Below are 24943 nucleotides of genomic sequence, written 5' to 3' on the forward strand. Positions count from 1 at the left end.
ACTAGTTGACCGGCACGTACCCGTTGGGCGGCAGCTCGTCGGGCACGTTGCCGCCGCGGGCGCGGATCCGGTCGTGCGGCTCGTCGAAGTGCCAGCGGTGGCCTTCGAGATCGCTCGCCTCGTAGCGGCGCGACCCGTACCAGGCGTCCTCCAACTCCATCGTGATCGTCGCGCCCTGGGAGACGGCGTTGGCGTAGTGGGCGTCGATGTCGTCGACGTCGACGTTGATCATCACCGACGCACCGCCCGCTTCCAGCGGGCTCACGATGTGGTGGATGTCCTCGTTGGAGTGACCGATCATCACGAGCCCGCTGCCGAACTGCAGCCAGGCGAGCATGTGATCGTCGGGCGTCGTGCCGCCGATGCGTGCCTCGCGTCGCTCCTGGAAGCCGAACACCCGCGTGAGCCACTCGAGGGCGGCGTGCTCGTCGCGGTAGGCGAGCCGCGGGTACATGCGCGGGACTTCTGCGGTCGGCATGGTGTTGGTGCCCACGATCGTGGTCATGAGTCGCTCCTTCTGTCGGGTGAAAACGTTGGCGTGCGTAAGGAGTTCGCCGCGGACGGACGCGAGTTCGCGCAATCTTCCGCGTGCCCGGTTGAGGCGCGAGCGCACGGTGCCGACCGGGACGGCCAGCGCCGCCGCGATGTCGTCGTAGCTCAACCCTTCCCAGGCAGAGAGCACGAGCGTGTCGCGTTCGCCGTCGGGCAGCGCTTCGATGGCGGCGCGCACGTCAGGCAGCACCGCCGCGGCGTACAGGGTGTCGGTCACGCGCTCGGCGAGGTCGTTCTCGTCGTCGACACCCAGGCGAGCCACGGCGCGGTCGCGCCGCACCGCGTTGCGATTGCGCCGGGCGATCAGGTTCGTGGCGATGCCGTAGAGCCAGGGTCGGGCATCGGCGCGGTCCATGTCGAACGAAGCGCGGCGTTCGAAGGCGATGCGGAATACCTCACCGGTCAGGTCGTCGGCGTCGGAAGGGCCGATGCGGCGCACGAGGTAGCGATAGACGGTTGTGGCGTGCCGGTCGAACACCGCTCCGAACGCTTCGGGCGTCACCAGCGACGCGGCGATGGTGTCCGCATCGGTGCCCACAACAGCGATATTGCCCGCAGGGCGTCCGAAGTTCGCACAATGTTCGCGTGGACTGGCTGAACGAGCTCGGTGACACCATCGCCATGGGCACCCGCGTGCTCGACGGTCCGCTCTTCCTGCGCGACGCCGATTACGCCCGCGACGTCGCCGAAAAGCAGCGACTGACCACCGAACGCCATGAAGAGGTGTTCGCCGCGCTCGACACGCCGGCCGTGCGCGCCGCGTCGCGTGAAGTGCTGGCCCTCACGGGCACCGACGACGACGACGACGGGCTGCACCCGCTCGACGCCGCCGGCCGGCGGGTACAAGAAGACCTGTGTCTGCTCGTGCTGCGCGACGGCGCCCCGCACCTCGACGCCGCGTCGCTGTGCTTCCCGTCGTACTGGCGCCTCGCCGACAAGTTGGGCCGCTCCCTCGCCGACGTCCACGGGCCGGTGCCGCACTACCGCGACCGTCTCGCCGAGCGCGTCGACAGTTTCCTGACGCGCCTGGCGCCCGGGCGCGCCGTATGGCGGCGCAACTGGAGCATCCACGACGACCCGACCTACTTCCTGCCCAGCGAGGGGCCGCCCCGTCCCAACGCGCGCGTGCCCGACGACCTCTACCTGCGCAGTGAACGCCAAGTGCTCTTGCGCCTGTCGACGTCCGCCTCCGTCCTCTTCACGATCCGGACCCAGCAGGTGCCGCTCGCGGCGCTGGGCACGCGGCCCGACGTGGCGCGCCGGCTCGCCACGGTGATCGACGGCTGGTCGCCTGACCTCGTCGCCTACAAGGGCGGTCACGGGGCGACCGCCGCGCGTGCTTGGCTTGCATCCCGATGACAGCTGAGGACGCACCGATCACGTCGCTGCTGTCGCGGGTGCTCGTCGCCCTCACCATCGAGACCGACAACGAGTTCGAGCATCGCGTTCCGCACTTCACGTCGAACCACGGCGCCACGCCCGGCGGCGGCGTGTGGCTGGCGTCCTACGCCACCTACGCCAACTTCCTGCGCTTCGTGGGCGACGCCGGGATCGCGATGGGCGAGCTCGCCACCCGCGCCGGGTACCCGCCGCCGGTGCACCCGGCGTGGCACGGCATGCGGCGCTGGGGCTACGTCACCTACACCCCTGACATCGCGGGGCCGAGTCCCAGGAAGGCCGACAGCGACGCGGTGGTGCGCGCCACCGCGATGGGCGCGCGGGCGCGCGACACGTGGGTGGCGGTCCTCGACGATCTGGCGGCGCGGTGGTCGGCGCGCGGGCTCGACGCGTTGCAGGCGGCGCTCATCCCGATCGTCGCCGACGTCGAGCGGCCGTTGCCGGAGTACGTGCCCACCGTCGAGTGGGGCCGCCGGCAGCCACAGCTGCTGCAACCCGTCAGCCGGCCGCCGATCGAGCTGAACCTGCTCGGGCTGCTGGCCCAGTTACTCACCGCCATGACCTACGACTTCGAGGCGAAGACGCCGCTGTCGCTGGCCACCTTCGCCGGGTTGCTGGAGCCGCTCGGGGATGAACCGGTCCCGACGCGCCACCTGTACGAGCGGACGGGGATCGCCACCAAGGAGTGGAGCTCGGCGATGAAGCAACTGGCCGAAGAGGGCCTCGTCGACGTCGGCGGTAAGCCGAAGACGATTGCGTTGACGGAGGAAGGTGCCGCCGTGTGCGCCGAAGCGAGGCGGCTACGCGCGGATGTCGAAACCGCCTGGGCCAAGCAGCACGGACCGTCGTGGGAGCACCTGCGCCATGAGCTCGCGCGCGTCGTCGCCGACGCGTGGGACTGGACCGAGCCGTATCCCGACAACTGGCGCTCGAGGGTGAAGGTGCCGCGTCGTTTGGCGGGCCACCCCGTCGTCAGCCACCGTGGCGGCTACCCCGACGGCAGCTAGAGCTGGGGCATCACTTCGGACGCGATCAGCTCGAGCTGATCGACGTCGGTGAAGTCGTGTAACTGCAAGTACGTCGTGGTGGCGCCGATGGCGCCGTAGGCACCGATGCGGTCGACGACTTCGGCGACGCTGCCTGCCAACGCGTTCTGCTTCATGTGCTCGACGGGTTGCCCGACCTTGGCGGCACGCGCCGCGACCTCCTCGTCGGAGCGCCCGACCGCGATGGCGAGCGCAATCGAGTACTCGACCGACGTGCCCCGGGCCGCGCACGCGTCGCGCACGCGGGCGTAGGCGATTGTGGCGATGTCAGGTCCGATGAAGCCGATGTTGAATTCGTCGGCGTAGGTGGCGGCGAGGCGCGGCGTGCGCTTGGCGCCGAAGCCGCCGATCACGATGCGGGGCCGCACGACGGGTTTGGGCAGCGCCGGCGAATCGACGACGGAATAGTGCTTGCCGCTGAACGAGAAACTCTCGCCCGCCGGCGTGTCCCAGAGGCCGGTGATGATTGCCAGTTGCTCCTCGAGGCGCTCGAAGCGCTCGCCGAGGTCCGGGAACGGGATGGCGTAGGCGGCGTGCTCGTCGCCGTACCAGCCGGCGCCGATGCCGAGCTCGGCCCGGCCTGCGCTCATGTCGGCGACGTTGGCGACCGAGATGGCGAGCGGGCCCGGATGCCGGAACGTGATCGGGGTCACCAGCGTGCCGAGTTTGACCCGCGTCGTGTCGCGCGCCAGGCCGCCGAGGGTCACCCACGCGTCGGACGGTCCGGGCAGGCCGTCAGCCGCGCCCATCTTCATGTAGTGATCGGACCGGAAGAACGCGTCGAAGCCGAGGTCGTCGGCGGCGACGGCGACGCGCCGCAGGTCGTCGTACGACGCGCCTTGCTGGGGCTCGGTGAAGATGCGCAGCTTCATGGCGTGCGTGTCTAGTACGCGACGAACCGGGCGCGACCCGACGCAGCGAGCAGATCGGCCCAGGGGTCGCCGGTGCGGGCCACGGGATGCCACCCGGGCGATGACCAATGGGGCCAGCCGCGGGTGTGGTCGCGCAGGCGGATCACAAGACCCTCGGGTGGCTCGTACTTGATGCCGAGTCCGGCGGCGACGTCGTGGCCGTGCAGGATCATCTCGAGACCGGCGCGGGGCGCGAACTCCGACGCCGGCGCGACCGTCGGCTCGGGACGGCGCCAGATGATCGCCGTCGCGTCCTCGGGCGTGGTGGCGACGACGCCGGCGACCATGCGACCCGCGATCGTCATCGCTTCGATCAGCTGCGAGGGCCACGGTGTCTTGCCGGTGTCGATGACGCCGCCCATGTCGGGATACCGGTCTTGGCGGCGCGATGCCAGGAAGAAGCCAACGGCGAGCACCGCGTCGTACGCGTGCTCGGCCGTTTTGGTGCACGACCACTCCACGGTGCCGGCGCGGGCACTCCAGTCGCGGTCGACGCCGCGCTCCCAGGCGGCAGCCACGTATTCGCTCAGCGCCAGCAGATCGATGTAGGTGAAGCCAGGAATGGATGCCCCCTCGCAACGGGTTCTACAGCAGTATGAGTGAACGCGAAGAGTGGAACGCGAAGATCATCGACGAATTCCGTAGCAACGCCGGCAAGGTCGGCGGCCCGTCCGAGAACACCCCGCTGCTGCTGTTGCACCCGACGGCGACAGCTGCGTGATCTTCGCGTCGAAGGGCGGTGCCCCCGAAAACCCGGCGTGGTTCCACAACCTCGCGGCGAATCCATAGGTCACCATCGAAGTCGGCACCGAGACCCACGACGCCGTGGCACGTGTCGCCCGGGGCCCCGTGGTCGTCCTCGAACCGACGAGCTAGAACTCGACGCGCGTGGCGCCGCCCGGTCTCTTTGGGGCGCTCGCTACGCTCGCCGCCCGTGAAGGACCTCTTCGACCTCACCGGCAAGGTGGCGCTCGTGACCGGCGGCTCGCGCGGGCTCGGGCTGCAAATGGTGCGGGCTTTCGCCGAGCACGGCGCTGACGTCGTCATCACGAGCCGCAAGACCGACAACTGCGAGGCGGCAGCGCAACAGGTGCGCGACCTCGGGCGCCGCGCCTTGGCCTTCGGCTGCCACGTCGGCCACTGGGATCAGATCGACGCGCTGGTCGCCGCCGCCTATGCGGAGTTCGGCCACGTCGACATCCTCGTCAACAACGCCGGCATGTCGCCGCTGGCGCCTTCACTGGTCGAGACGACCGAAGACCTCTTCGACAAGATCGTCGACGTGAACTTCAAGGGCCCGTTCCGCCTTGGCGCCTTGGTCGGCCAGCGCATGGCCGAGGGCGACGGCGGGTCGATCATCAACGTGTCGTCGTCCGGCGCGCTGCATCCGAGCCCGCTGTTCGGTCCCTACGCCGGGTCAAAGGCGGCGCTGAACGTTCTGACCGAGGTGCTGGCCCGTGCCTACGGGCCGAAGGTGCGGGCCAACACCATTTCGGCCGGACCGTTTCTCACCGACATCGCCGACGCGTGGCCGCCCGAGGCGCGGGAGCACGCCCCGAACCCACTCGGCCGTCCCGGTCGGCCCGAGGAGATCGTCACGACGGCCCTGTACCTCGCCAGCCCAGCGTCGAGCTTCACCAACGGCGCCCTGCTGCGCGTCGACGGCGGGCTGTATGCCTGAGGTGATCGACGAGCTGCGCGAGCGCAGCGAACGCCACGTGAAGGTCCGGGCGATCGAACCGCTGACCGGTGGGTCGTCGAGCCTGACCTTCATCGTCACGACTGACGACGAACCCGTGGTGTTGAAGGTGGCGCCGCCGGGGCTCCCTCCCGTGCGTAACCGCGACGTGCTCCGCCAGGCGCGCCTGCTGCGCGCCCTCCTCGGGCGCGACCACGTGCGCGTGCCGCCGGTGTTGTTCGAGGACGACGGCGACCCGCCGTTCTTCGGCATGGGATTCGTGGCCGGCGAGTGCGTCGAGCCGATTCTCGACGCGGGGCGCGACCCGGCGAATCACGCGCGGGTGCGCGCCCGCGCCCTCGACGCCATCGACGTGCTCGCCGCTCTGCACCAGCTCGACCCCGCCGAACTCGGCCTCGGTGCCGAACCCGTCGTCACCCTCGCCGACGAGATCGACCGCTGGACACGTGCCTTCACGACGGTCCCCGCGGAGTGGCAGGGCAACTACGAGGAGGCGGCGGCCGCGCTCCACGCGACGATGCCATCGCCGCTGCCGCCCGTCGTCAACCACGGCGACTACCGCCTCGGCAACACGCTGTGCGACGGTGACCGCCTCAGCGCCGTCATCGACTGGGAGATCTGGTCGGTCGGCGATCCCCGCGTCGACCTCGCGTGGTTCTGCTACTTCACCGACGAGGCGCGCCATCCCGCCGCTTCGTCGACCGAACCCACCGGCATGCCGAGCCGTGACGAAGTCGTCGCCCGCTACGGCGCCGACCTGCCCGATCTCGCGTGGTTCGACGCCCTCGCCCGCTACAAGGAAGCCGCCGCCACGGCGCTGATCCTCAAGCGCGTCCCCCGCGACGGCACCGCCACGCCGACGTCGTCACGCATGATCGACGCCTTTCCCACCCTCCTCGAAGAAGCCCGCACCCAGCAGGTCCACTGGCACTACGGGCAGTAGCCGGCTCGCGGCCATTGCCGCTACCGCAACTCTGCCGCCAGTTTCTGGCGGCCATTTGCGGTCTACGACACGAAATGGCCGCCAAAACCTGGCAGGAGACTCGGCTAGGCGACGTCGAAGACGTCGGCGAGACCGGCGAGGAGCCACATGTCGTCGGCCGCCAGCGGCGACGGCAGCGGCCCGCGGTGCGACAGCCCTTCGACGAGTTCGACGGCGTCGCCGCGCAGCGTCGGGCCGCCGACGAGGCCGTCGCGCACGACCACCGTGTCCTCGACGTGGACCGTGAAGGCGCACGCCGGGTCTTTCGCTTGCACAGCGAGCGTGCCGCGTCGCCCCGCGCGCGCGGCGACGGAGATCGCGGGCGACAGCGCGGCGGCGTAGCGCAGGGCGAGGCGCACCTCCTCGTCGTCGACAACCGGCGTCAGCGCGAGGGGCAGCATGATGTCGCGCTCGTGGATCCAGGCGTCCCACAGCGCATGGAGTGCAGTCGCGTGCAGCGGGATGTGCCCGGGTGGCGCCTCCGAGAGCTGCGACCAGTCGGTGACGGTGTCGAGCGTCGCGAGGAACGCCGACGTTTTCGCCTCGAACTGCGCGAGCACCTCGTCGGGCGACAGCGTCCGCAAGCCGTCGACCATCTGCTCGGGCGTCGCTGCCGGATCGAAGTTCGCGAGGAACGTCGTGGGCTCGCCGCGCATCGCAGCCGCCACCGAGATCTCCCAGAACCGGTCCACACCCACGAGGTGCGCCACGACGTCCTTGACCGACCACTTGTCGCATCGGCTCGGCGTGTCCCATTGCGGGGCCGAGAGCGTCCCGAGGAGCGCCAGTAAACGTTCGCGCTGCCGCCGCACCGCCGCGGCCGGTGACCCCAGCCCTTCGAAGGTCAGTACGGGCACATCGTCATAAACCGGCGAGATCTGCATCGCGCGATGATGCCGCAATGACCCGACTCGGCTACCAGATCCCGAATTTCAACTATCCGGGGATCGGCCCCGACGGCTTGTTCGACGCCGTCGCGGCGCAGGCCAAGGCGGCCGACGCGTCGGGCTTCGACACCGTCTTCCTGATGGACCACTTCTTCCAGCTACCGATGCTCGGGCCGCCCGACAACTACATGCTCGAGTGCTACACGACCCTCGGTGCGCTCGCCCGCGAGACCAAGACGGTGCGGCTCAGCGCGCTCGTCACGGGCAACACGTACCGCAACCCCGCGATCCTCGCCAAGATCGTGACCGCCCTCGACATCGTGTCCAACGGTCGGGCGATGCTCGGCATCGGCGCCGGCTGGTTCGAACTCGAGCACAACAGCTTCGGCATCGAGTTCGGCAGCTTCAGCGATCGCTTCGAGAAGCTCGAAGAAGCGCTCAACATCATCCTGCCGATGCTGCGGGGTGAGCGGCCCTCGCTCGACGGTCAGCGCTACCGGGTGAAGGACGCCATCAACGAGCCACCACCCGTCAGCCGCATCCCCGTGATGATCGGCGGCTCGGGCGAGAAGAAGACCCTGCGCATGGTCGCCCAGTACGCGGATGAGTCGAACCTCACGTCGCCCGCCGACCAGCTGCCGCGCAAGCTCGACGTGCTCGCCGAGCACTGCGCGCGGCTCGGCCGCGACCGCACTGAGATCACCCTCAGCCAGCACTTGAACGTGCTCATCGCCGCCAACCTCGACGACGCCTACAAGCAGGTCGTCGAGTTCCTCCGCAGTCGCGGCCTCGACATCGAGTCGATGGACGAGGACAGCCGCAACGCATTCCTCAACGTCGTCGTGTGGGGCGACGAGGATCAGGTGGGGGAGAAGCTGGCCAGCGTGGTCGCCCTGGGTGCGCAGGGCATCACGTGTTCGTTGCCGGGCAACGGCCACGACCCGGCCGCCGTCGAGCAGCTGGGCAAGACGGCGTCGAAGGTGCTGGGCCGCTAAGCCCGCTGGCTCGGCAAGACGTGCAGGCGGAACCGGTCGGCGATGGCGTCGGCCAGTTCCCCCGCTAGAGCCTCGCTGGCGAGGTCGCACTGCAAGCGCTCGAAGGACATCACCTCGAGCACGGCCGCCATCCGGTCGCCGATGCGGACGGGAAAGCCACCGCCGGAGCGGACGCCGTGGGTCCGGAACGACGAGGCCAGGCCGTGCCAGCCGAACCGCGGGATCGTGGAGGTCCAAACCGGCCGGCCAAGCCGCAAAACGGCCTCGGTGAAGACCGTGCCCTTGCCGCCGAGGCGGAACAGGGTGCCGGCGAGCTCGCCGTGGTTGATGGCGTCCTCGCCGAACAGCTTGCCGAGCGGCCGGAACTGCTCGCCCTCCGCGGGGCTGTAGAAGGCGTAAACCAGCAGGTCAGGACGGCCACGGGACAACTCAAGGCCGGCGTACGAGACGGCTTCTTCGAGGGTCGCGGCATCGCGAATTGCAGCGTGGGGATCCCCATCCCGCAGACATAAGGCGTCGTCGGTCACGGCCATGAGCGGAGGTACCCCGCCGCCGTGTGCCAGAAACTCGGAAATTTTCGGGATATTCGGTTTAGGCGTCGCGAAAACGGGGGTAACCGAACTCCCGAACACCGGAAAAGCTCGGGGTGGGTCTCACGGACCGCCCCGCCCCGCACCCGCCTCGAGCTTTCCGGGCGTTCCCCTTTCCCTGACCGGGTGCGGCTCGGATCAGGGCTTTGGCGCGGCTGCGAGCCGGGCGAGCGCCTCACGCAACAAGCGCGATACGTGGACCTGGCTGACGCCGATGCGATCCGCGATCTCGGACTGCGTAAGCCCCTCGAAGTAGCGCAAATACACGATGTTGCGCTCACGCTCGGGCAGCTGCGCCATGAGGGCACGCACCGTCATCCGGGCCTCGACGTCGTTGTAGCCGGGCTCGTTCTCCGACAGCGCCCGATCGTCGCGGGCTTCGCCGGTCGACGAGTCGGGCGTGGCCAGGGAACCCGGTCGATACGCCGCGCCGGCTTCCATCGCCTCGATCACTTCTTCGTCCGAGACCCCGAGGTGCTCGGCGAGTTCGGGCACCGTCGGGCCGCGGCCGAGCGCCGCGTGCAGGTCGGCGACCGCCGGGCCGATGCGCAGGTGCAGCTCCTTGAGTCCCCGCGGGACCTTGACCGACCAGGTCTTGTCGCGGAAGTGGCGCTTGAGCTCGCCCAGCACCGTTGGCGTGGCGAAACTCGAGAACGCGGCGCCCTGTTCGGGATCGAATCGCTCGACGGCACCCACCAGCGCCAAATTCGCCACCTGGATGAGGTCTTCGAGCGGTTCACCGCGACGGTCGAAGCGACGCGCCAACGCGGCGGCCAGGCCGGCGTAGCGCTCGACGATGCGATTGCGCGCCGCCTGGCTACGGGTACGGGCGAACTCTTCGAAGAGCGCCGCCTCCTCTTCGGGCTCTGTCATGCATGTACCGGGCGCGCCGACCGAACCATGCGGAAGGACGCTTCCCCGTTGTCGACGCCGTAGCTGTAATCGTCGGTGACGACTGCCAGCACCTGATCGCTGAGTTCGTCGGCTTGGAGCTGCGCGCCCGTCGCCATCGGCGCGCTCCCTCGCACTTCGAGCCCGTCGGCGCCTCCGCGGATCTCGAGCCGCAAGCTCGACCCCTCCGCCGCGCATGCGATCACCGTGCCGCACAGTTCCGATACCGCGATCCGCACGTCTTCGATGGCGTCGTAGTCCAAGCCGATCTTGCCGGCGACCGCCGTCGTCTGAAGGCGCGCAAAGCTGATGTGGTCGTTGGTCGCCAGGACCGTCAGTGTGACTTCGACCGCGCTCAGGTTTGTATCAGCCATGCTCCGCAACGTAGATCGGTGTACCCACGGCGGGCGAGGATCAACCAAAGCGGGCAACGCGTAACGTGTGCGGATGTCGTTGCGGGCGCGGTTGTTCATGCTCTGCGCCGCCATGGTCGTCGTGGTCGTCGCCGTCGCCTCGCTCGGCGCCAACCTCGTGCTGCGCGCCAACGACGCCCGCCGCCACCACACCGCCCTGGCGTCGGCCAAGGTCACCGCTGCCGCGCTCGAGGACAACTACGTCGCCCAGGCCGCACAGATCCGCGCGTACTTCCTGAGCGGCGGCACCGACACGAAGGCCCTGCAGGACTACAACGCCGGGCGCATCCACGCCGGCGACGCCATGGGCCGTCTCCAGGGCTTCCTCATGGACACGCCGTTGCTGAACGACGTCACCGCCGTCACCACCGCGGTCCGGACCTGGCGCAGTGACGCTGTCTTGCCACTGATCACGCTCGAACAGCAGGGGGCCGCGCAACAGGTGATCGACGCGTACCGCAGTGGCAACGCTGTTCCGACGTACCAGACGGTGGCGACGCGCGTGAGCACGCTGCGCGCCGACCTGGCGTCGGCGGACGACGCCGCGGCTCACGCCGAGAACGCGGCGCGCACTCGCGTCACGCGCTTCGCCATCGCGTCGGTGCTGGGTCTTTTCGCCGCGTTCGGATTGCTAAGCGTGCTGACGCGCTGGTGGATTGCGCGGCCGCTGCGGCGGCTGTCGCTGGCGGTGCGCGACACCGCTGAGCGCACGGTTGCCCTGCCCCGGCGCGGTGCCAAGGAACTGGTACGGCTCGCCGACGACGTCACCGCGCTGCGGGGCCGTCTCCTCGACGAGCTCGACCTGGCGACGCGTACGCGCGAGGGCCTGGCGCAGAACGCGGCCGTGCTCATGTCGGTACGCGCCCAGCTCGAGACGTCGCCCGACAACTTGCCCGCGGGCTGGTCGGTGGCGGCGCAGCTGGTCCCGGCGACGGGCATCGTCGCCGGCGACTGCTACACGGTCGACGTCGTCGGGCGCGACCAGATGACATTGGTCGTGGTCGACGTCGCCGGCCACGGGGCGGGCTCCGCTGTCGTCGCCCTGCGGGCGAAGGAGCTGCTGCGCGCCGCGGTGCGCAGCTACGACGACCCGAGCGACGCCGTGAAGTGGGTGAGCGCGCAGCTCACCGACCTCGACGAGGACATGTTCGTCACCGCCTTTGTCGCCCGTATCGACTTCGGCACGGGCCTCGTGCGCTTCGTGAACGCCGGGCATCCCGAGGCGCTCGTGTGCGACAGCGTCAACGTGGTCGACCTACCGCCGACCGGCCCCCTCATCGGCCCGTTCCCCGGGTCGTGGACCACGCGCGAGGCGATCATCGGGCCGGGCCAGATGCTGGTGTGTTACACCGACGGCCTCGTCGAGGCGCGCGATGAAGAGGGCAACGAGTTCGGGCTCGCCAAGCTGCGGTCGCTCCTGCGCAGTGCCTACGGCGACAACACCGAGTCGATCGTCAAGCAGTGCCTGAGCGAGGTCGAGAGCTTCAGTAGCGGGCGCGCCAAAGACGACCTCACGCTGACGATCGTGCAGCGCTACTTACCGGGAACGAACCGGTCGAGCTGACCGGTGATTTCGAGCAGGCGCTGCACCACGTCGGACGGGTTGCGCACCGTCAGCGCGCCGCCCGCCTGCTCGGCCGCCTTGTAACCGGCGATCAGCACCCGCAGCCCCGACGAGTCCATGAACGACACCTCGCCCATGTCGACGGTGACCCGCGGGTCGTCGCCGTCGATGACTTCGAAGATGGCGTTGCGCAGCGTGTCAGCCGACGCCGCGTCGACCTCGCCGGAGACGCCGACGACCGTCTGGCCACCTTCAGTCGCCGTGGTGACCGACAGGGGGTTTTCGATTGCCTCTGATGGCATGTCCTGCACCATAGGCCCTCTCATACCCCAACGAAGCCGGTCCAGACACGCCGCTTCTGTAGCGTGGCGGGAATGAAGGCGCTGGTCACCGGTTGCGCCGGTTTCATCGGATCGCACCTGGCAGAGGCGCTCGTCGCCAACGGCGACGAGGTCCTCGGCGTGGACCGGTTGTCGTCGTACTACGACCGCGACCGCAAGCTCGCCAACGTGCGGGCCCTGTGCGCCAACGAGCGCTTCACGTTCGTCGAGTCCGATCTGTGCTTTATGGACCTGCCCAAGGTGGTGCGTGACCGCGACGTCGTGTTCCACCTCGCGGCGCAGCCCGGCGTGCGCAGCTCGTGGGGTTCGGAGTTCGCCGTCTACGTCGAGGACAACATCCGCGCCACCCAACACCTGCTCGAGGCGTGCCGCGGCACGGACCTGCGCCGCTTCGTGTTCGCCAGCAGCTCGTCCATCTACGGCACGCCCGCTTCGTTCCCGACCCGTGAGCACGACGCCACGCACCCGCACAGTCCCTACGGCGTCACCAAGCTCGCCGCCGAGAACCTGTGCTCGCTCTATGCCGCCAACTGGCAGATGCCGACGACGTCGCTGCGCTATTTCACCGTCTACGGCCCGCGCCAACGGCCCGACATGGCGATGTCACGCCTCATCAGCTGCGCCCGATCGGGCGAACCGTTCACGCTGTTCGGCGACGGCACCGCAGTGCGCGACTTCACCTACGTGGGCGACGTCGTGCGCGCCAACCTGCTCGCGGCGCAGGCCGACGTGGCGCCCGGCACCGTCGTGAACATCGGCGGCGGAGGTGGCTACACCGTCAAGGACGCCATCGCCATCGTCGAGCGGGTCGTGGGCCGGAAGGTCAACGTCAACCGACTGCCGGCGTCACCCGGCGACGTGCCCAAGACAGGCGCGGACATCAGCCGCGCCGCCACGGTGCTCGACTGGAAGCCGGAGATCTCACTCGAGACGGGCATCGAACAGCAGGCGTCGTGGCAGATGAGCAACCCCACTTCGTGAGTCCGCGACCCGTGAATTCCGGGGCTCCCGAGTACTTTGGCGCCGTGGAACAGTCGAACCAGTTCGTCGACGTCCGGCGGTACATCCGGATCCTGTTGGCGAACTCGTGGATCGTCTTGCTGGCGGTCGTGATCGTGAGCGTGCTGACGTACGTGTGGTCGTCGAGCAAGCCCAGCGTCTTCCAGTCGTCGTCGCTGGTGCGGGTGTACAACCCGAAAGACGATTTGTCGGCGTCGAGCAGCAATCAGAAAGTTGACCCGGCGCGGGAAGTCGACATCCAGGTGCTGTACGCCACGTCAGCCGACGTGGTCGCGGAGTTCCAATCGGCGCTCGGCGACGACGCCAAGAAGGTCGAGTCGCACAGCGTAAAGGCCGTCACCAACGCCGACGCCATCCAGATCGCGGTGTCGAGCAAGAACAAAGCATTCGCGCAAATCGCGGCGCGCGTCTACACGAACACCTACGTCGAGCAGCAGCGCGCGTCGATCGCCCAGCGCTACGGCGACCAGGCCACGGCGCTGCGCAAGCAGGCGGCCCAGCTCGACACGCAGATTGCCCAACTCGACACGCAAATCGCGGCCGCCGGGCAGAGCCGTGTCGTGACCATCGGTGGCCGGCCGGTGGTGGTGCCCGAGTCCCAAGAAGCGCGCAACCTCGACGACCAGCGCACGTCGCTGACCGACCAGCGGACGAAGTTGCTGAGCGACGCCGACGCCCTCGACATCGAACGCAGCGCCCGCCAGAGCGATATCGAGATCATCAAGCCGCCGCGACTGCCTTCCGCGCCCAACTCGCCGCTGCCCAACCGCGACGCCGCGGTCGGGGGTCTCGTCGGACTATTCCTGGGCCTCGGCATCGCCGTGTTCCGCTACCGCCTCGGTGACCACATCGCCACGTCCGACGAGCTGGCGTCAATGCTCGGTCCCGGGATCGTCACGACGTCGATCCCGTCGTACCGGTCGAGCACCGGCCGCGCCGCCAACGAGCTGGCGCACATCGGCGGGCCGCCGCGCGTGCTCGAGTCGTACCGCATCCTGCGCGCCGAGCTGATGTTCGCCACCGCCAACCAGACGCCGTTCTGCCTGCTCGTGTCCTCGGCCCGCGGGTCGGAAGGCAAGACGACGGTCGCGTCGAACCTCGCGGTGAGCTTCGCCACCGCCGGCGTGCGCGTCGCTCTGGTCGACGCCGACCTGCGCCACGGCCGCGTGCACGACGTGTTCGAGTTGTCGAACCAGACGGGCCTGTCGCAGCTGCGCAAGAAGGGCTTCGAACTGGCGCGGGCGATGCAGCGCAAGCCCATCGACGGTGCTCCGCTCGACATCCTCACCAACGGCCCGACGCCCCAGAACCCAGCCGAGCTGCTGTTGAACCCATCGGCGCTGAGCGTGATCGCCGAGCTGAAGAAGCACTACCAGTACGTGATCATCGACGGCCCGCCGGTGTTGCCCGTTGCCGACGCGCTGCACCTGGCGCGCGCCGCCGACGGCGTACTGCTCGTCGGCCGCGCCAACTTCACGCAGTTCGCGTCGTTCCGCGCCGCCCTTGACCGTTTCCGCCAGTCGACGGCGCGCATTATCGGCGCGGTTCTCGTCGACGCCGAGCCCGAGCGTCACGACGACAAGTACTACTACTCGTACAGCGACTCGCCGAAGGAGCAGCGGGCAGGCTCCAAGCGCAAGGGCCAGCAGGCCAAGATCGACTTCCCAACGCTTCCGCCTCCGCCTCCGCCGCCGCGGCCCGCGGCCCCGACACCGCAAGCAGAACCCGAACCGGTCGTCTACGGCGCCGACAGCGGCATTCCGACGAACGTCACCGACTTCGGCAATCCCGACGTCGTCAGCCTCGCCGCGCCCACGCAGCCTCGGGAAGGGCAGCCCCCGCCGGCGCCTGAGCGCTGACGAGCGCGCTCTGCGCCGCCAGCAGCACGAGGACGAAGAAGCTGAACTTCTGGTTCTCCCAGGTCAGCGTCGACGCCCCGCAGAGCCATACAGCCGCCAAGCCGAACCACAAGCGCCGTGTAGTGGGTGGGAGAAATCGCAGATTGCGCGCCGCGTAGAGGAACATCGACACGAACAACACGAGCCCCACCACTCCGGTATCCGCGGCGACGCCGAGGAACGAGTTGTGAGCGACGCGCGAGATGCCGATCTGGGCTTCGGAGTAGTCGCGGAACACGGCGGCGCCGAGCCCTTCAACCGGGTGCGAGACGAACACCTCGAGCGCGAGGTGCCACTGGGTTGTGCGGCCGTTGGCCCCGCTCTCGGCGGCCGCGCCCACAGTGCCGAGGCGGTCCAGCTGGCGTGACGACACGACGTGCAGGATGGCGAAGCCGGCGGCCGCAACCAGAACGACCGCAATGAGGACGTTGCGCGGCTTGATGAGCCGCTTGTCGGCCAGCGCGACGATCGTCGCCATGCCGAGAACGAGCAGCGCGGTGCGCGAGGCCGTCGAGAAGACTTCGACCGTGCCGACGACGAAGAACACGACGTAGAAACGCTTCCACCACTTGGTGGTGTCGGGTTGGCCGAGCAGCCAGTAGGCCGCGAGCATGGCGAAGACGACTTCGATGCCGAAAGAGTTGGGGCCGCCGACGGAGTAGCGGGCGACGCCCGTCGCGTCGTGAGGGTGACGGGCGACGAGCGAGTACACCGAGCCGAAGAACACACCACCGATGAAGGTCTGGAGCGCGACCTTGATCCGCGCCTGCGTCGTGATTTGCTGCCACAGCACGACCGTCGCCAGTAGCAGCTGGATGTTGGTGACCATCCGGCCAAGAGTGAGCCCCTTGTCGGCACTCCAGAAGTACGACAGCACCGCCCAGCCGACGAAGGCGCCGAACAGCAGGATGGATGCGTCGGTGCGCCGTACGCGCAGGCCGCCGCCGATCAGGGCGAAGAAGGCGCTGGCGACGAGGATGACGCCGCCGCCCTTGGCGAAGGAACCGAGGATGCCGAGATGCAGGAGGCCCTCGAGCGGCACAGACACGACGAACGTCATCGCGCCGATGAACGCCATGCGCTCGAGAGCGGCGTTGGTGCCACCGCGGACGGGCATGGCTACGACTGTACCGAGCGATGCTCCGCGAACCGGTGCGGGAGTCCTACGGCGCGTCGAGGTCATAACCGTACCGTCGGGCGTCGTCGCCGAACCGGCGTACGAGGGCGCGTGTGTACAGGCCGTTGAGGGCGTGCCACCGGGCCGTGTACTTGTCGGAGACCGACGCGTCGATGGCGCCGTCGGCGAGGGTCGCGACCGGCTCCACGCCGATGAAGCGCTGCACGGTGTCCAGCGTTGTGGTCGGGTCGCTCACGAGGTCTTCGTACTTCACGAGTAGGAAGTGGTCGAGGTGTTGCGCGTCCTCTAGCGCTAGGTCGTGGGCGACCACCCAATGCCGGATGAGCGACCAGAGCGTTTGCGTGCGTCGCCACTTCTTCGTGGCCAGCGAGGTCGTTACGGGGTGGCGGAGGATGACGATGAAGCGCGCTCCGGGGAACACCGACTGCAGGTAGCGCATGTGCACGAGGTTGGGAGGCGACTTCTCGACGAGCACGCGTCGTGCGAGGTCCCAGTGCGGGCTCCACGCCGCCATGAGCTCGCCGCGGTGGCGCGCCGCAGTGTCGTCGTCGACCTCGACGAGATGCGCTTGCGGCTTCCGGGCGAACTTGCCGGCGCCACCGAACGCCTTGGCCGGCGCGTACGTCGACTGGAGGTGCTGACCCTCGTCCTCGCGCACGCCAGTCGCGCGAAACCCACTCACCTCGGGGTGGTCGCGCAAGACCTGGAACAGCAGGCTCGTGCCGCTGCGGTGCAGCCCGCCGATGAAGACGTATTGGTGGTCGGTCATGGCCGCGCGGCGCGATACCCGTAGCGCCACCGCATGGGCGCGGTCAGGGCCGTGGTGAGTCGGAAGTCGGCGGCGCCCAGCGCTGCGACCCACGCACGGTCTTCGCTGAGGGCCACGGGTCGTGCGACGAAGCGGCCTTCGCCCGTCGGCGTGTGCGCGGTGGGTAGCAGGACGGTGCCGTCGGTGCCGACGGGAAGGACGGCGTCCTCGCCGACGAAGCAGGCCACGCGGGCCATCGTGCCCGACGGATCCGCGGCCAGGTCCTCATAGCGCAGCGTCAGGAAGCGGTCGGCGCCGACGACGTGGCGCAGGGCCACAGCAGTGGCGTTGCGCCCGGCCCAGAGCGCGCTGGCGAGCATCACTTGCCGCGGGTGGGCGTGCGCTTCGGCGTCGGCGCGCCGCGCCAGGGAGTACGCGATCCCGCGGGGGTCGCGCACCACATGCAGAACGTACGCGTCGACACCCGACTTCGCCGCCACGTAAGCGTCGGTCGGCAGTTTCGAGGCATCGACGACGACGCGCGCGTTGGTCGCGTCGGCGAAGGCTGCATACACCCGTCCCGTCAGCGCGGCGTACTTCGCGTCGGCGTCGCCGCGGCGCCCGGACAGCAACCGCGCCAGCTTGCCAGCCGAAGCACGGTCGGGCGCGGCGGCGCGTTGCCACGCCCGCGCCAGCGCGGCGTCCGTCCCGGCGAGCGCTGCCGGCATCGCGCGTGACCACACGGGGCACGCGGCGAGACGTTGCCCGCAGCCGCAGCGCACCTCTGTCCCGACTCCGCGTTCCCACAAGCGATGCATTTCACCGCCGTACGCGAAGCCGGGCAGCGCGCCGGCGACGCGTCCCGCGATGGTCGTGCCGCCTCGCTGCGTGCCCAGGATGTAGAGGACCTTCACGTTCATGGCACACTCGCCGCATGACGCTGCCGCGCTTTGTCGTCGCCGGCGTGCCCAAGGCCGGCACCACGTCGCTGTACCACTACCTCGCCGCGCAGTCCGGCGTGTACGTCAGCGACGTGAAGGAGATCAACTTCCTCTCCTATCCGGGAGCCGAAGAGGCGCTCCAGCGCTACCCATGGCTGCGCTTCCCGGTCACCTCCGTTGAGCAGTACGAGGCCCTGTTCGCGCCGGCCGCTGATCGGGTGCCGATCGACTTCTCGCCGTCGTGCTTTCGCAGTCATGTCGCCGTCGACCGCATTCGTCAGTTCGTGCCCGCCGCCGGGATACTGCTCGTCCTGCGCGATCCCGTCGGCCGTGCGTGGTCGGCGTATCAGCACCGCATCCGTAAGGGCTACGAGCGGCGCGGTCCGGAGGATGCGCTCGTCGCCGGCGATCGCGTCGTCGACATGGGCTTTTACGCGGACCGTGTCGAGGAACTGCGGCGTGCCTTCGGTGCCGAGCGCGTGGGCGTGTGGTTGTTCGACGATCTGTCGGCCGATCCGGTCGCAACCGTCGGCAGCATCCTGCGCCACGTCGGCGCGACACCGGCCGAGCCGGCGAAGATCGACGGGCGCGCACACAACGCCGCGCGCTTGCCGCGTAGCCAGTTCCTCCATCGCCTGTTTCCCGACCACGCGCGTCGCCGCGCCATCCTCGAGCGCGTGCCGCGCGGCGCGCTGAGGCCGCTCGAGTGGGTGTGGCGCGCGAACCAGCGCGCCGGAGACGCCATCCCCGAGGCCACCGAAGCCCGATTGCGCGCCCTGTACGCGGAAGATGTGGCGCGGTTGCAAGCGATCCTTCAGCGAGACCTCACCGGCTGGCTGCCTGGCGCGAGGGTGTAGCCGGCCTTCGGAGAGCGGGCGCGCATGCGCCCAGACTAGTGCCGCGGTCCTTTGTGAAAACGAGGCCGAGCCGTAAGGTTTTCAGCCCAAGTTCCCGATAGGTGCAACCGCAGTGCCGCCCATCTCCCGTCGCCGTTTCATCTCTGGTCTTGTCATCGCGGGCGTCGCGACGCAGGTGCCGGCGCGGCGCGCCTGGGCGGCAGATGCCCCCGCGCCGTGGGACCCGACGCAGGCGTACGCGTCGGGCGCGCGCGTCACCTACAGCGGGCGCACCTGGCGGGCGCAGGGCCCGACCGGTCGCGGTCAGTATCCGCAGGGCGTGGGCGACGGATCACGCGCCGATCGCGACCTCCTGCTGGCACAGCGCAACGGCTTTGCCCAAGCGGTGACCGGCGGTGACTCCGGGTCGACCTATGTCGTCACGAGCACCGCGGACTCGACGGCGCCCGGAACCCTGCGCTACGGCCTCACGCGCCCGACTCCGCTGTGGATCGTGTTCGACAAATCGCTCGGTCCGGATGTGACGATCACGCTGCTGTCGAAACTGAAGCCTGCGGCCAATAAGACCGTCGACGGGCGGGGCGTAAACGTCACGATCAACGGGAGCTACGACCTGAGCATCAAAGGCCTTGGCACCGTCAACCACATCTGGGCGTACGTGAACCGCGCCGTCACGCCGATTGACGCGAAGTATTCGGTGAGCCACGCGTTCAGCATCGACGGTTCGCCGACCAAGGGCGCGCCTGTCGGCTTCGACCTCATCTGGTTGCACCACGTGACGTTCGGCCAAACCGGCGACAGCATCATCGGCATGGGCAAGACAGGCCCGAACGCGTCGCGCGTCACCGTCGACTGGTGCAGCTTTGGCCCGCAGCCCGACGTCGACGCGTGGGTGTACGCGTACAACGCCCGCACCCTCGGCCAGGACAACTCGGCCGAGAACGGCAAGGGCGCGATGTGTGGTCTCGATCCGCAGGACGGAGCGTCGCCGGACGCAATCCAAACGACCTTCCACCACAACCGCATTCGCGGATCGGTACAGCGCAACATCAAGGTGCACCGCTCGCGCTCGCACTTCTACAACAACTTCATCGAGCGTTGGGGATACCCGCCGCTCGTCACCATTCCCCCGGACGCCAAGCACCACCCGGACGCCCAGTCGTACGTGACGAACTACCAGGCGAGTTCGAAGGTGAACGCCACGAATCCGAAGTACGGCGGCGGGGCGACCGAGATTGGTCCCGACGGTGAGTTGTTGTGTCAGAACAACGTGTACCTGCCGTACGCGCTCAACGAGGAGCACCTGCTCTCACCCGCGCTGGTGAACGCGGGGTACCTCGCGTCGCCGTGGCGAATCACCGCTCCGCGGCTCAACCCGATGCGGCTGTATCCGGTCAAGGCGAACCCGTCGTTGCCCGATCCGCTGGTCAAGTCGGTCGGCAACTGGAGTCCGGCAGGTGCGCTGGCGGATCTGAACATGCAACTGCACGCCGAGCAGGTGTTCACCGGCGTGACGTACGCCGCCGCCGCTTCGCCCTATGGCGCTATCGGCGGTGGCCAAACACGCACCGCCGGCGACAACTGGAACAACGACGCCCCGTACCCGTACGCGTTGACGGCGGCCGACGCCGCGCTCCAGAACGACCTCACCGTTGCCGCCGGCAACGCACAGATGTGGGTGGCCGAGACCTAGTCCGCGGGACGGCGCAACTGCACCATCGCGTACGCCGTGAGATACGGGTTCGGATGCTTGGCCAAGAAGCGCGATTTCGCGCGTTCGAGTGACTGCAACCACGGCGCCCGCAGCCCGTAATACCCGTGCCCGAAGTAGCCGTTGTATCGCTCGACGACGAAGCCCAGTCGCTCGAAGTTGGCGATATTTCGCGGCGTGGGCCCACGGCTCCACGAGTAGTACGCCTTGAACTTGCCGTGGTGTTCTTCGTCGCGCGGCTTGGTCTTGTCGAGCACGACGTGCGACACGCTTTCGGGAAGCAACCGGTTGACGACGAAGGGGAAGGCGTAGAGCGTCGAGAAGCAGTGCACGGTCAGTCCGCCGGGTCGCAGCGCGCGGAAGATGTTGCCGTAGTACGTGGCGCCGTCGGCGACGTGCTCGTTGACCATGCGACTGAAGATGAAGTCGAACTGCTCGCCCGCCTGCCACCCCGGCGCCGACACGTCACCGAGCAGCGTGGCGTACCCCGGCCCCGCCTTCGCCAGCTCAACTTCGTCGACGTCGTTGAGGACGTAGCGCATCCCGTCATCGGGCGACAGCGTGGGGTTGGCGCCGGCGCCGATCTCGAGGACCGAACGCGCACCCTCACGATCGATCAGGTCGCCGAAGAACGCCGCGGCCCGCTTGATCCCGGGGAAGTCCTGGCGCACGCCGTACTCCGTCGCCGTCATGCGCCGAGCAACCTAGCGGTGTCAGGCCACAACGAAAGATCGATGTCGTCGAAGCTGGCGGACAGGGAGCGCACGTCGGGCGCGTACGCCGCCCGAATCTGTGCGTCGCGCTCGGGCGGCAGCGGCGGGGCGGCCCCGCCCCGGTTGACCGGCCGGGCGAGGTTGCGCGGAGTGAAGGGCCGCAGGCCGAGAAACGCATAGGTGCGGGCCAACTCGTCGGCCGGCGCGGCCACGCAGCGTTCGAACTGCAGCACGAGGAGCTGAGCGCGGGGATACGACGCCAGCACGGTCTCGAGCTGCTGCGCGTAGAGGCCGCGTGCCAGCGCGTCGACCCATGCCGGTTCGGGAGCGACGCCGCGAGCAACCGCGTGGGCGTAGCCCGAACGCAGCCGCGCCACCGGATCGCGCAACAGCACGAGCAGACGGGCCTGCGGCGCGGCGCGGTGCAGCAACGGCGGCGTAGTGGGGTCGTACATGTAGCGCGGTGTCCATTCACCGGCGATGCGACCCGGTGGCGCCCTGAAGTACTCGTGGTACGCCTGCACGTCGTCGTCGGTGAAGGAGTCGCTGGCGAACCGGTCGAAGAAATGCAGTTCCTTGAACGGCCATCCAAGCGCGTGCACACCTGGATGCGCCTCGAGCAACGAATGCCACCACGAGGTGCCGGAGCGCTGCGCGCCGATGCCCACGAAATCGGGAGGGCGGGCCGGTCGACGCGCGGAGAAGAGCGGGGGCCGCGACCGCAGGTGGAAGTAGAACTCGGCGGCGCGACGGCGCGCGCCGGGCGCACGCGGTGCGATCAGTAGGCCCCGCGCCGCGTGAGGACGGCAGGCACCGTGCGCACCAGGATCAGGAAGTCGTGAATCAGGCCCCACCGGTGCACGTAGATGAAGTCGATCACGGCGCGCGTCGGGTAGCCGATCTCGCTGCGCCCGCGGACCTGCCACTCGCCGGTGATGCCGGGGCGCACCGCCATGTAGGCCGGCTGCAGCGGGCCGTACTTGAGGACTTCGTCAGGCACGACCGGACGCGGGCCGACGAGGCTCATCTCACCGCGCAGCACGTTGAACAGCTGCGGCAGTTCGTCGAGGCTGGTGCGGCGCAGGAAGCGGCCGAGACGCGTCACGCGCTTGTCGACGTGTGCCGGGATCTTGAAGTGGTTGTGTTCGTAGATCTTGGCGAGCGTCGGGTCGGCGGCGAGGCGCTCGGACGCGCCGGCCTCCATCGTGCGGAACTTGAAGACCTTGAAGTGACGACCACCGCGGCCGACGCGATCCTGGCGGAAGAACACGGGACCGGGTGAGTCGAGCTTGATGGCGAGGGCGACGAGGGCGACGATCGGCGCGGCGAACACGACAGCGACCGAGCCGAGTACCAGATCGATGGCGCGCTTGACCTTGGACCGGAAGCGCGGCAAGGCGAGCATCAACTCGAAGCCGGGGGCGAGCTCGACGACGTACGCCTCGTCGTGAAGCAGGTCGAACAAGGCCGCCGGGCTGTCGTCCAGCCGCTCGGCCTCCGTTGCTATGGGTTCGCGGGTGCGCGTCGCTCGCACTGCGTGAATCCTCCGTCCCAAACGCTCGCCCCTCGCGAGCCATGACAAGTATGACGAAATCGGACGGGTCGCTGCGACTTCCCCGCGCCGGTTACCGTCCGCGGGCGTGAGTGCCCGTCCGTCGGTCGTGTACATCGGCGGTACCGGCCGCAGCGGTTCGACGTTGCTGGCGCGGTTGCTGACCGGTGTGCCCGGCGTTGTCGCGGTGGGGGAACTGCGCTACGTGCTGCAGCGCGGCGTGATCGAGGATCACTTGTGCGGGTGTGGCCTGCCGTTTCGAAAATGCCTCTTTTGGAAGGAAATACTGCAAAAGTCGTTGCCACCCGGGGATGTTGACGCGGTCACCGCCCATCTCAAAGCACTCGCGCACGGCGTCGACCGCAACCGCTATATCCCCATGTTGGTGTGGCCGCGCCTGCGCACCCCCGGGTTCCGCCGCCGGTTCGCCGAATACACGGGGTACCTCGGGCGGCTGTACGCCGCGATTGCAGAGGTTTCCGGCGAATCGGTGATCGTCGACTCGTCCAAGGACCCGTCGTACGCCTTCGTGCTCCACGCGGCCGGCGGTGTCGACCTTTCGCTCCTCCACCTCATCCGCGACAGCCGCGCCGTCGCGTTCTCGTGGACGCGTCCGAAGTTGCGACCGGAGGTGCATTCACACGTCGCCCACATGGCGACGCGCTCGCCGGCCCGCAGCGGTGTCTTGTGGACGGGATATCACCTGTTGTTCGAGTGGCTCGAGCGTCACGTGCGGCGCTACTACCGCGTGCGCTACGAGGACTTCGTCGCCGAACCCGAGCGCGTGCTCGCCGAGATCACGCAGTGGCTCCAAGCCGGTGTCGACGTACCCGTCGACTCGCTGCGCGCCGCCGACGTCGTGCACGACATTTCCGGCAATCCGCTCCGCTTCGACGACCAGCCGCTGCGAGTCAGCGCCGATGAGGAGTGGACGACGCGTATGCCGCGGCGCGCGCACCGCATCGTGACGCTGCTGACGGGTCCGTTGTTGCGACGCTACGGCTACCGCCGCGACGCGTCGTGAAGGTCGCGCTCGTCGTTCCCGACCTCGACGGCGCCGGCGCGCAGCGCGTCATGCTCGACCTCGCCGCTGGCATGGTCGAAAGAGGGGTCGAGGTCGACGTGGTCGCGGTGCGGGGCGAGGGCCCCCTGCGGAGGCTCGTTCCCCCCGGAGCGACCGTCGTCGACCTCGGCGCGAGGCGCGCCGTCAGCGCCGTGGCGCCATTGGTCGGCTACCTGCGCCGGGCGCGGCCCGACGCCGTCGTGTCGTGTCTGAACCACGTCAACCTCGTAACGATTGCTGCTACTCGCGTCGCGCGTACCGGTGCGATCGTGATGGTGACGCAGCACAATCAGCTCTCATCGTCGGCGCCGCGCAAGGACACCCGTCGCGCCCGGGCCATGCCAGCGTTGTTGCGGGTTGGCTTCCGCTTCGCCGACCGCGTCGTTGCGGTGTCCGATGGTGTGGCTGACGATTTGGCGCGCACCATCGGGCTCGCGCGCAATCGGATCGCAGTCATCTACAACCCCGTCGACGTCGCCCGGTTGCGCGCCGCGGCGGCGGCGCCGACCGACGTGGTCTGGCCCGACGGCGACGGCGCGAAGCTGCTGGGCGTCGGGCGGCTGATCGAACAGAAGGACTTCCCCAACCTCCTACGGGCGCTGGCCGCGCTGCCGACGGCTCGACTCGTGCTGCTCGGCGACGGTGAAGACCGGGTCGCCCTGGGGGCGTTGGCCGCCGAACTCGGCGTTGCCGCCCGCGTGTGCTTCGCCGGTTTCGTGGACAATCCCTTTCCGGTGTTCGCGGCGGCCGACGTGTTCGTGCTGTCGTCGCGGTGGGAGGGCTTGCCGACCGTGCTCATCGAGGCGCTGGCGTTGTCGCCCCACGTCGTAGCCACCGACTGCCCGTCAGGGCCCCGCGAGATCCTCGACGGTGGCCGCTGGGGCCACCTTGTGCCGGTCGGTGATCCGGCGGCCCTGGCGGAGGCGATCGCCGCGTGCGTCACCGAGTCGCCGGTCGAGGCCTCCGAGGCGCTGGCCCGCTACGACCGCGCGACGGTGACGACTCGGTACCTGGAGTTGCTGGCCACCTAACC

Annotated in this window: 27 protein-coding genes; 13 read left to right on the forward strand and 14 right to left on the reverse strand. The window is 69.0% G+C overall.

Annotated elements, in window-relative coordinates; all coding sequences use genetic code 11:
• Nucleotide 1: 1 nt before the first annotated feature.
• Nucleotides 2-1090 carry a sigma-70 family RNA polymerase sigma factor gene (locus VHC63_11075; GenBank protein HVV37135.1) on the reverse strand — a complete coding sequence of 363 codons (1089 nt, stop codon included), beginning with the start codon at nt 1088-1090 and terminating at the stop codon, nt 2-4.
• A gap of 47 nt (nt 1091-1137) precedes the next feature.
• Between VHC63_11075 and VHC63_11080 the strand changes: the two genes are divergently transcribed.
• The gene (locus tag VHC63_11080) at nt 1138-1911 is read left to right on the forward strand and encodes a DUF3445 domain-containing protein (GenBank protein ID HVV37136.1); all 774 of its coding nucleotides are present in this window, start codon (nt 1138-1140) and stop codon (nt 1909-1911) included.
• Nucleotides 1908-2957 carry a hypothetical protein gene (locus VHC63_11085; protein HVV37137.1) on the forward strand — a complete coding sequence of 350 codons (1050 nt, stop codon included), beginning with the start codon at nt 1908-1910 and terminating at the stop codon, nt 2955-2957. Before VHC63_11080 ends, VHC63_11085 begins: the two co-directional genes overlap by 4 nt.
• Here the strand turns inward: VHC63_11085 and VHC63_11090 are convergent.
• Both VHC63_11090 and VHC63_11095 read right to left on the reverse strand, forming a co-directional pair.
• On the reverse strand, nt 2954-3868 hold the full coding sequence (locus tag VHC63_11090) for an LLM class F420-dependent oxidoreductase (protein HVV37138.1): 915 nt from the start codon (nt 3866-3868) through the stop codon (nt 2954-2956). The two genes, VHC63_11085 and VHC63_11090, sit on opposite strands and share 4 nt — an antisense overlap.
• Nucleotides 3869-3879: 11 nt before the next feature.
• Complete coding sequence (locus VHC63_11095) at nt 3880-4425, reverse strand: hypothetical protein (GenBank protein ID HVV37139.1); 546 nt, start codon at nt 4423-4425, stop codon at nt 3880-3882.
• A gap of 77 nt (nt 4426-4502) precedes the next feature.
• Between VHC63_11095 and VHC63_11100 the strand changes: the two genes are divergently transcribed.
• From VHC63_11100 to VHC63_11110, 3 genes are all read left to right on the forward strand, one after another.
• Nucleotides 4503-4628, forward strand: coding sequence for a hypothetical protein (locus VHC63_11100; protein ID HVV37140.1), 126 nt, complete (start codon nt 4503-4505; stop codon nt 4626-4628).
• Between the two features lie 213 nt (nt 4629-4841).
• Entirely contained in the window at nt 4842-5588 is a 747-nt protein-coding gene (locus VHC63_11105) for an SDR family oxidoreductase (GenBank protein HVV37141.1), read from the forward strand.
• Nucleotides 5581-6549, forward strand: a complete 969-nt coding sequence (locus tag VHC63_11110; GenBank protein HVV37142.1) for a phosphotransferase family protein — start codon at nt 5581-5583, stop codon at nt 6547-6549. The genes VHC63_11105 and VHC63_11110 overlap by 8 nt, the downstream gene beginning before the upstream one ends.
• A 104-nt stretch (nt 6550-6653) precedes the next feature.
• On the opposite strand, the gene VHC63_11115 is transcribed toward VHC63_11110, so the two are convergent.
• Nucleotides 6654-7472 carry a maleylpyruvate isomerase family mycothiol-dependent enzyme gene (locus VHC63_11115; GenBank protein HVV37143.1) on the reverse strand — a complete coding sequence of 273 codons (819 nt, stop codon included), beginning with the start codon at nt 7470-7472 and terminating at the stop codon, nt 6654-6656.
• A 17-nt stretch (nt 7473-7489) separates the two neighbouring features.
• On the opposite strand from VHC63_11115, the gene VHC63_11120 reads away from it, so the two are divergent.
• Nucleotides 7490-8470, forward strand: coding sequence for an LLM class F420-dependent oxidoreductase (locus tag VHC63_11120; protein HVV37144.1), 981 nt, complete (start codon nt 7490-7492; stop codon nt 8468-8470).
• On the opposite strand, the gene VHC63_11125 is transcribed toward VHC63_11120, so the two are convergent.
• The 3 genes from VHC63_11125 to VHC63_11135 form a co-directional block, all read right to left on the reverse strand.
• Nucleotides 8467-8997 (reverse strand): GAF domain-containing protein, encoded by a 531-nt coding sequence (locus VHC63_11125; protein ID HVV37145.1) that lies wholly within the window; start codon nt 8995-8997, stop codon nt 8467-8469. The two genes, VHC63_11120 and VHC63_11125, sit on opposite strands and share 4 nt — an antisense overlap.
• Before the next feature lie 201 nt (nt 8998-9198).
• Nucleotides 9199-9933, reverse strand: a complete 735-nt coding sequence (locus tag VHC63_11130; GenBank protein ID HVV37146.1) for a SigB/SigF/SigG family RNA polymerase sigma factor — start codon at nt 9931-9933, stop codon at nt 9199-9201.
• Nucleotides 9930-10325: a hypothetical protein gene (locus VHC63_11135; GenBank protein ID HVV37147.1), complete on the reverse strand. Its 396-nt coding sequence runs from the start codon at nt 10323-10325 to the stop codon at nt 9930-9932. The genes VHC63_11130 and VHC63_11135 overlap by 4 nt, the downstream gene beginning before the upstream one ends.
• Before the next feature lie 73 nt (nt 10326-10398).
• On the opposite strand from VHC63_11135, the gene VHC63_11140 reads away from it, so the two are divergent.
• On the forward strand, nt 10399-11928 hold the full coding sequence (locus VHC63_11140) for a SpoIIE family protein phosphatase (GenBank protein HVV37148.1): 1530 nt from the start codon (nt 10399-10401) through the stop codon (nt 11926-11928).
• On the opposite strand, the gene VHC63_11145 is transcribed toward VHC63_11140, so the two are convergent.
• On the reverse strand, nt 11898-12230 hold the full coding sequence (locus VHC63_11145) for an STAS domain-containing protein (GenBank protein HVV37149.1): 333 nt from the start codon (nt 12228-12230) through the stop codon (nt 11898-11900). The two genes, VHC63_11140 and VHC63_11145, sit on opposite strands and share 31 nt — an antisense overlap.
• 72 nt (nt 12231-12302) lie before the next feature.
• On the opposite strand from VHC63_11145, the gene VHC63_11150 reads away from it, so the two are divergent.
• Together VHC63_11150 and VHC63_11155 are read left to right on the forward strand one after the other, a co-directional pair.
• The gene (locus VHC63_11150) at nt 12303-13250 is read left to right on the forward strand and encodes an NAD-dependent epimerase/dehydratase family protein (protein ID HVV37150.1); all 948 of its coding nucleotides are present in this window, start codon (nt 12303-12305) and stop codon (nt 13248-13250) included.
• A gap of 44 nt (nt 13251-13294) precedes the next feature.
• The gene (locus VHC63_11155; protein ID HVV37151.1) at nt 13295-15148 is read left to right on the forward strand and encodes a polysaccharide biosynthesis tyrosine autokinase; all 1854 of its coding nucleotides are present in this window, start codon (nt 13295-13297) and stop codon (nt 15146-15148) included.
• Here the strand turns inward: VHC63_11155 and VHC63_11160 are convergent.
• The 3 genes from VHC63_11160 to VHC63_11170 are packed head-to-tail and all read right to left on the reverse strand — an operon-like array spanning nt 15087 to nt 17993.
• Nucleotides 15087-16304 (reverse strand): O-antigen ligase family protein, encoded by a 1218-nt coding sequence (locus VHC63_11160; protein ID HVV37152.1) that lies wholly within the window; start codon nt 16302-16304, stop codon nt 15087-15089. The two genes, VHC63_11155 and VHC63_11160, sit on opposite strands and share 62 nt — an antisense overlap.
• 46 nt (nt 16305-16350) lie before the next feature.
• Nucleotides 16351-17094 (reverse strand): sulfotransferase, encoded by a 744-nt coding sequence (locus tag VHC63_11165; protein HVV37153.1) that lies wholly within the window; start codon nt 17092-17094, stop codon nt 16351-16353.
• A complete protein-coding gene (locus tag VHC63_11170; GenBank protein ID HVV37154.1) occupies nt 17091-17993 on the reverse strand; it encodes a sulfotransferase in 903 nt (300 codons plus the stop codon). The genes VHC63_11165 and VHC63_11170 overlap by 4 nt, the downstream gene beginning before the upstream one ends.
• A 14-nt stretch (nt 17994-18007) precedes the next feature.
• Here VHC63_11170 and VHC63_11175 point away from each other — a divergent pair, with 14 nt between their 5' ends.
• Nucleotides 18008-18871, forward strand: coding sequence for a sulfotransferase (locus tag VHC63_11175; protein ID HVV37155.1), 864 nt, complete (start codon nt 18008-18010; stop codon nt 18869-18871).
• A 112-nt stretch (nt 18872-18983) separates the two neighbouring features.
• Nucleotides 18984-20564, forward strand: a complete 1581-nt coding sequence (locus VHC63_11180; protein HVV37156.1) for a hypothetical protein — start codon at nt 18984-18986, stop codon at nt 20562-20564.
• Here the strand turns inward: VHC63_11180 and VHC63_11185 are convergent.
• The 3 genes from VHC63_11185 to VHC63_11195 form a co-directional block, all read right to left on the reverse strand.
• Nucleotides 20561-21274, reverse strand: coding sequence for a methyltransferase domain-containing protein (locus VHC63_11185; GenBank protein ID HVV37157.1), 714 nt, complete (start codon nt 21272-21274; stop codon nt 20561-20563). The two genes, VHC63_11180 and VHC63_11185, sit on opposite strands and share 4 nt — an antisense overlap.
• Entirely contained in the window at nt 21271-21963 is a 693-nt protein-coding gene (locus tag VHC63_11190; GenBank protein HVV37158.1) for a sulfotransferase, read from the reverse strand. The genes VHC63_11185 and VHC63_11190 overlap by 4 nt, the downstream gene beginning before the upstream one ends.
• A 110-nt stretch (nt 21964-22073) precedes the next feature.
• Nucleotides 22074-22829: a sugar transferase gene (locus tag VHC63_11195; GenBank protein ID HVV37159.1), complete on the reverse strand. Its 756-nt coding sequence runs from the start codon at nt 22827-22829 to the stop codon at nt 22074-22076.
• A gap of 106 nt (nt 22830-22935) precedes the next feature.
• Here VHC63_11195 and VHC63_11200 point away from each other — a divergent pair, with 106 nt between their 5' ends.
• Together VHC63_11200 and VHC63_11205 are read left to right on the forward strand one after the other, a co-directional pair.
• Nucleotides 22936-23871: a hypothetical protein gene (locus VHC63_11200; protein HVV37160.1), complete on the forward strand. Its 936-nt coding sequence runs from the start codon at nt 22936-22938 to the stop codon at nt 23869-23871.
• Complete coding sequence (locus tag VHC63_11205) at nt 23868-24941, forward strand: glycosyltransferase (protein ID HVV37161.1); 1074 nt, start codon at nt 23868-23870, stop codon at nt 24939-24941. Before VHC63_11200 ends, VHC63_11205 begins: the two co-directional genes overlap by 4 nt.
• Nucleotides 24942-24943 lie beyond the last annotated feature (2 nt).

Source organism: Acidimicrobiales bacterium (assembly GCA_035546775.1).
GTDB lineage: Bacteria > Actinomycetota > Acidimicrobiia > Acidimicrobiales > JACCXE01 > JACCXE01.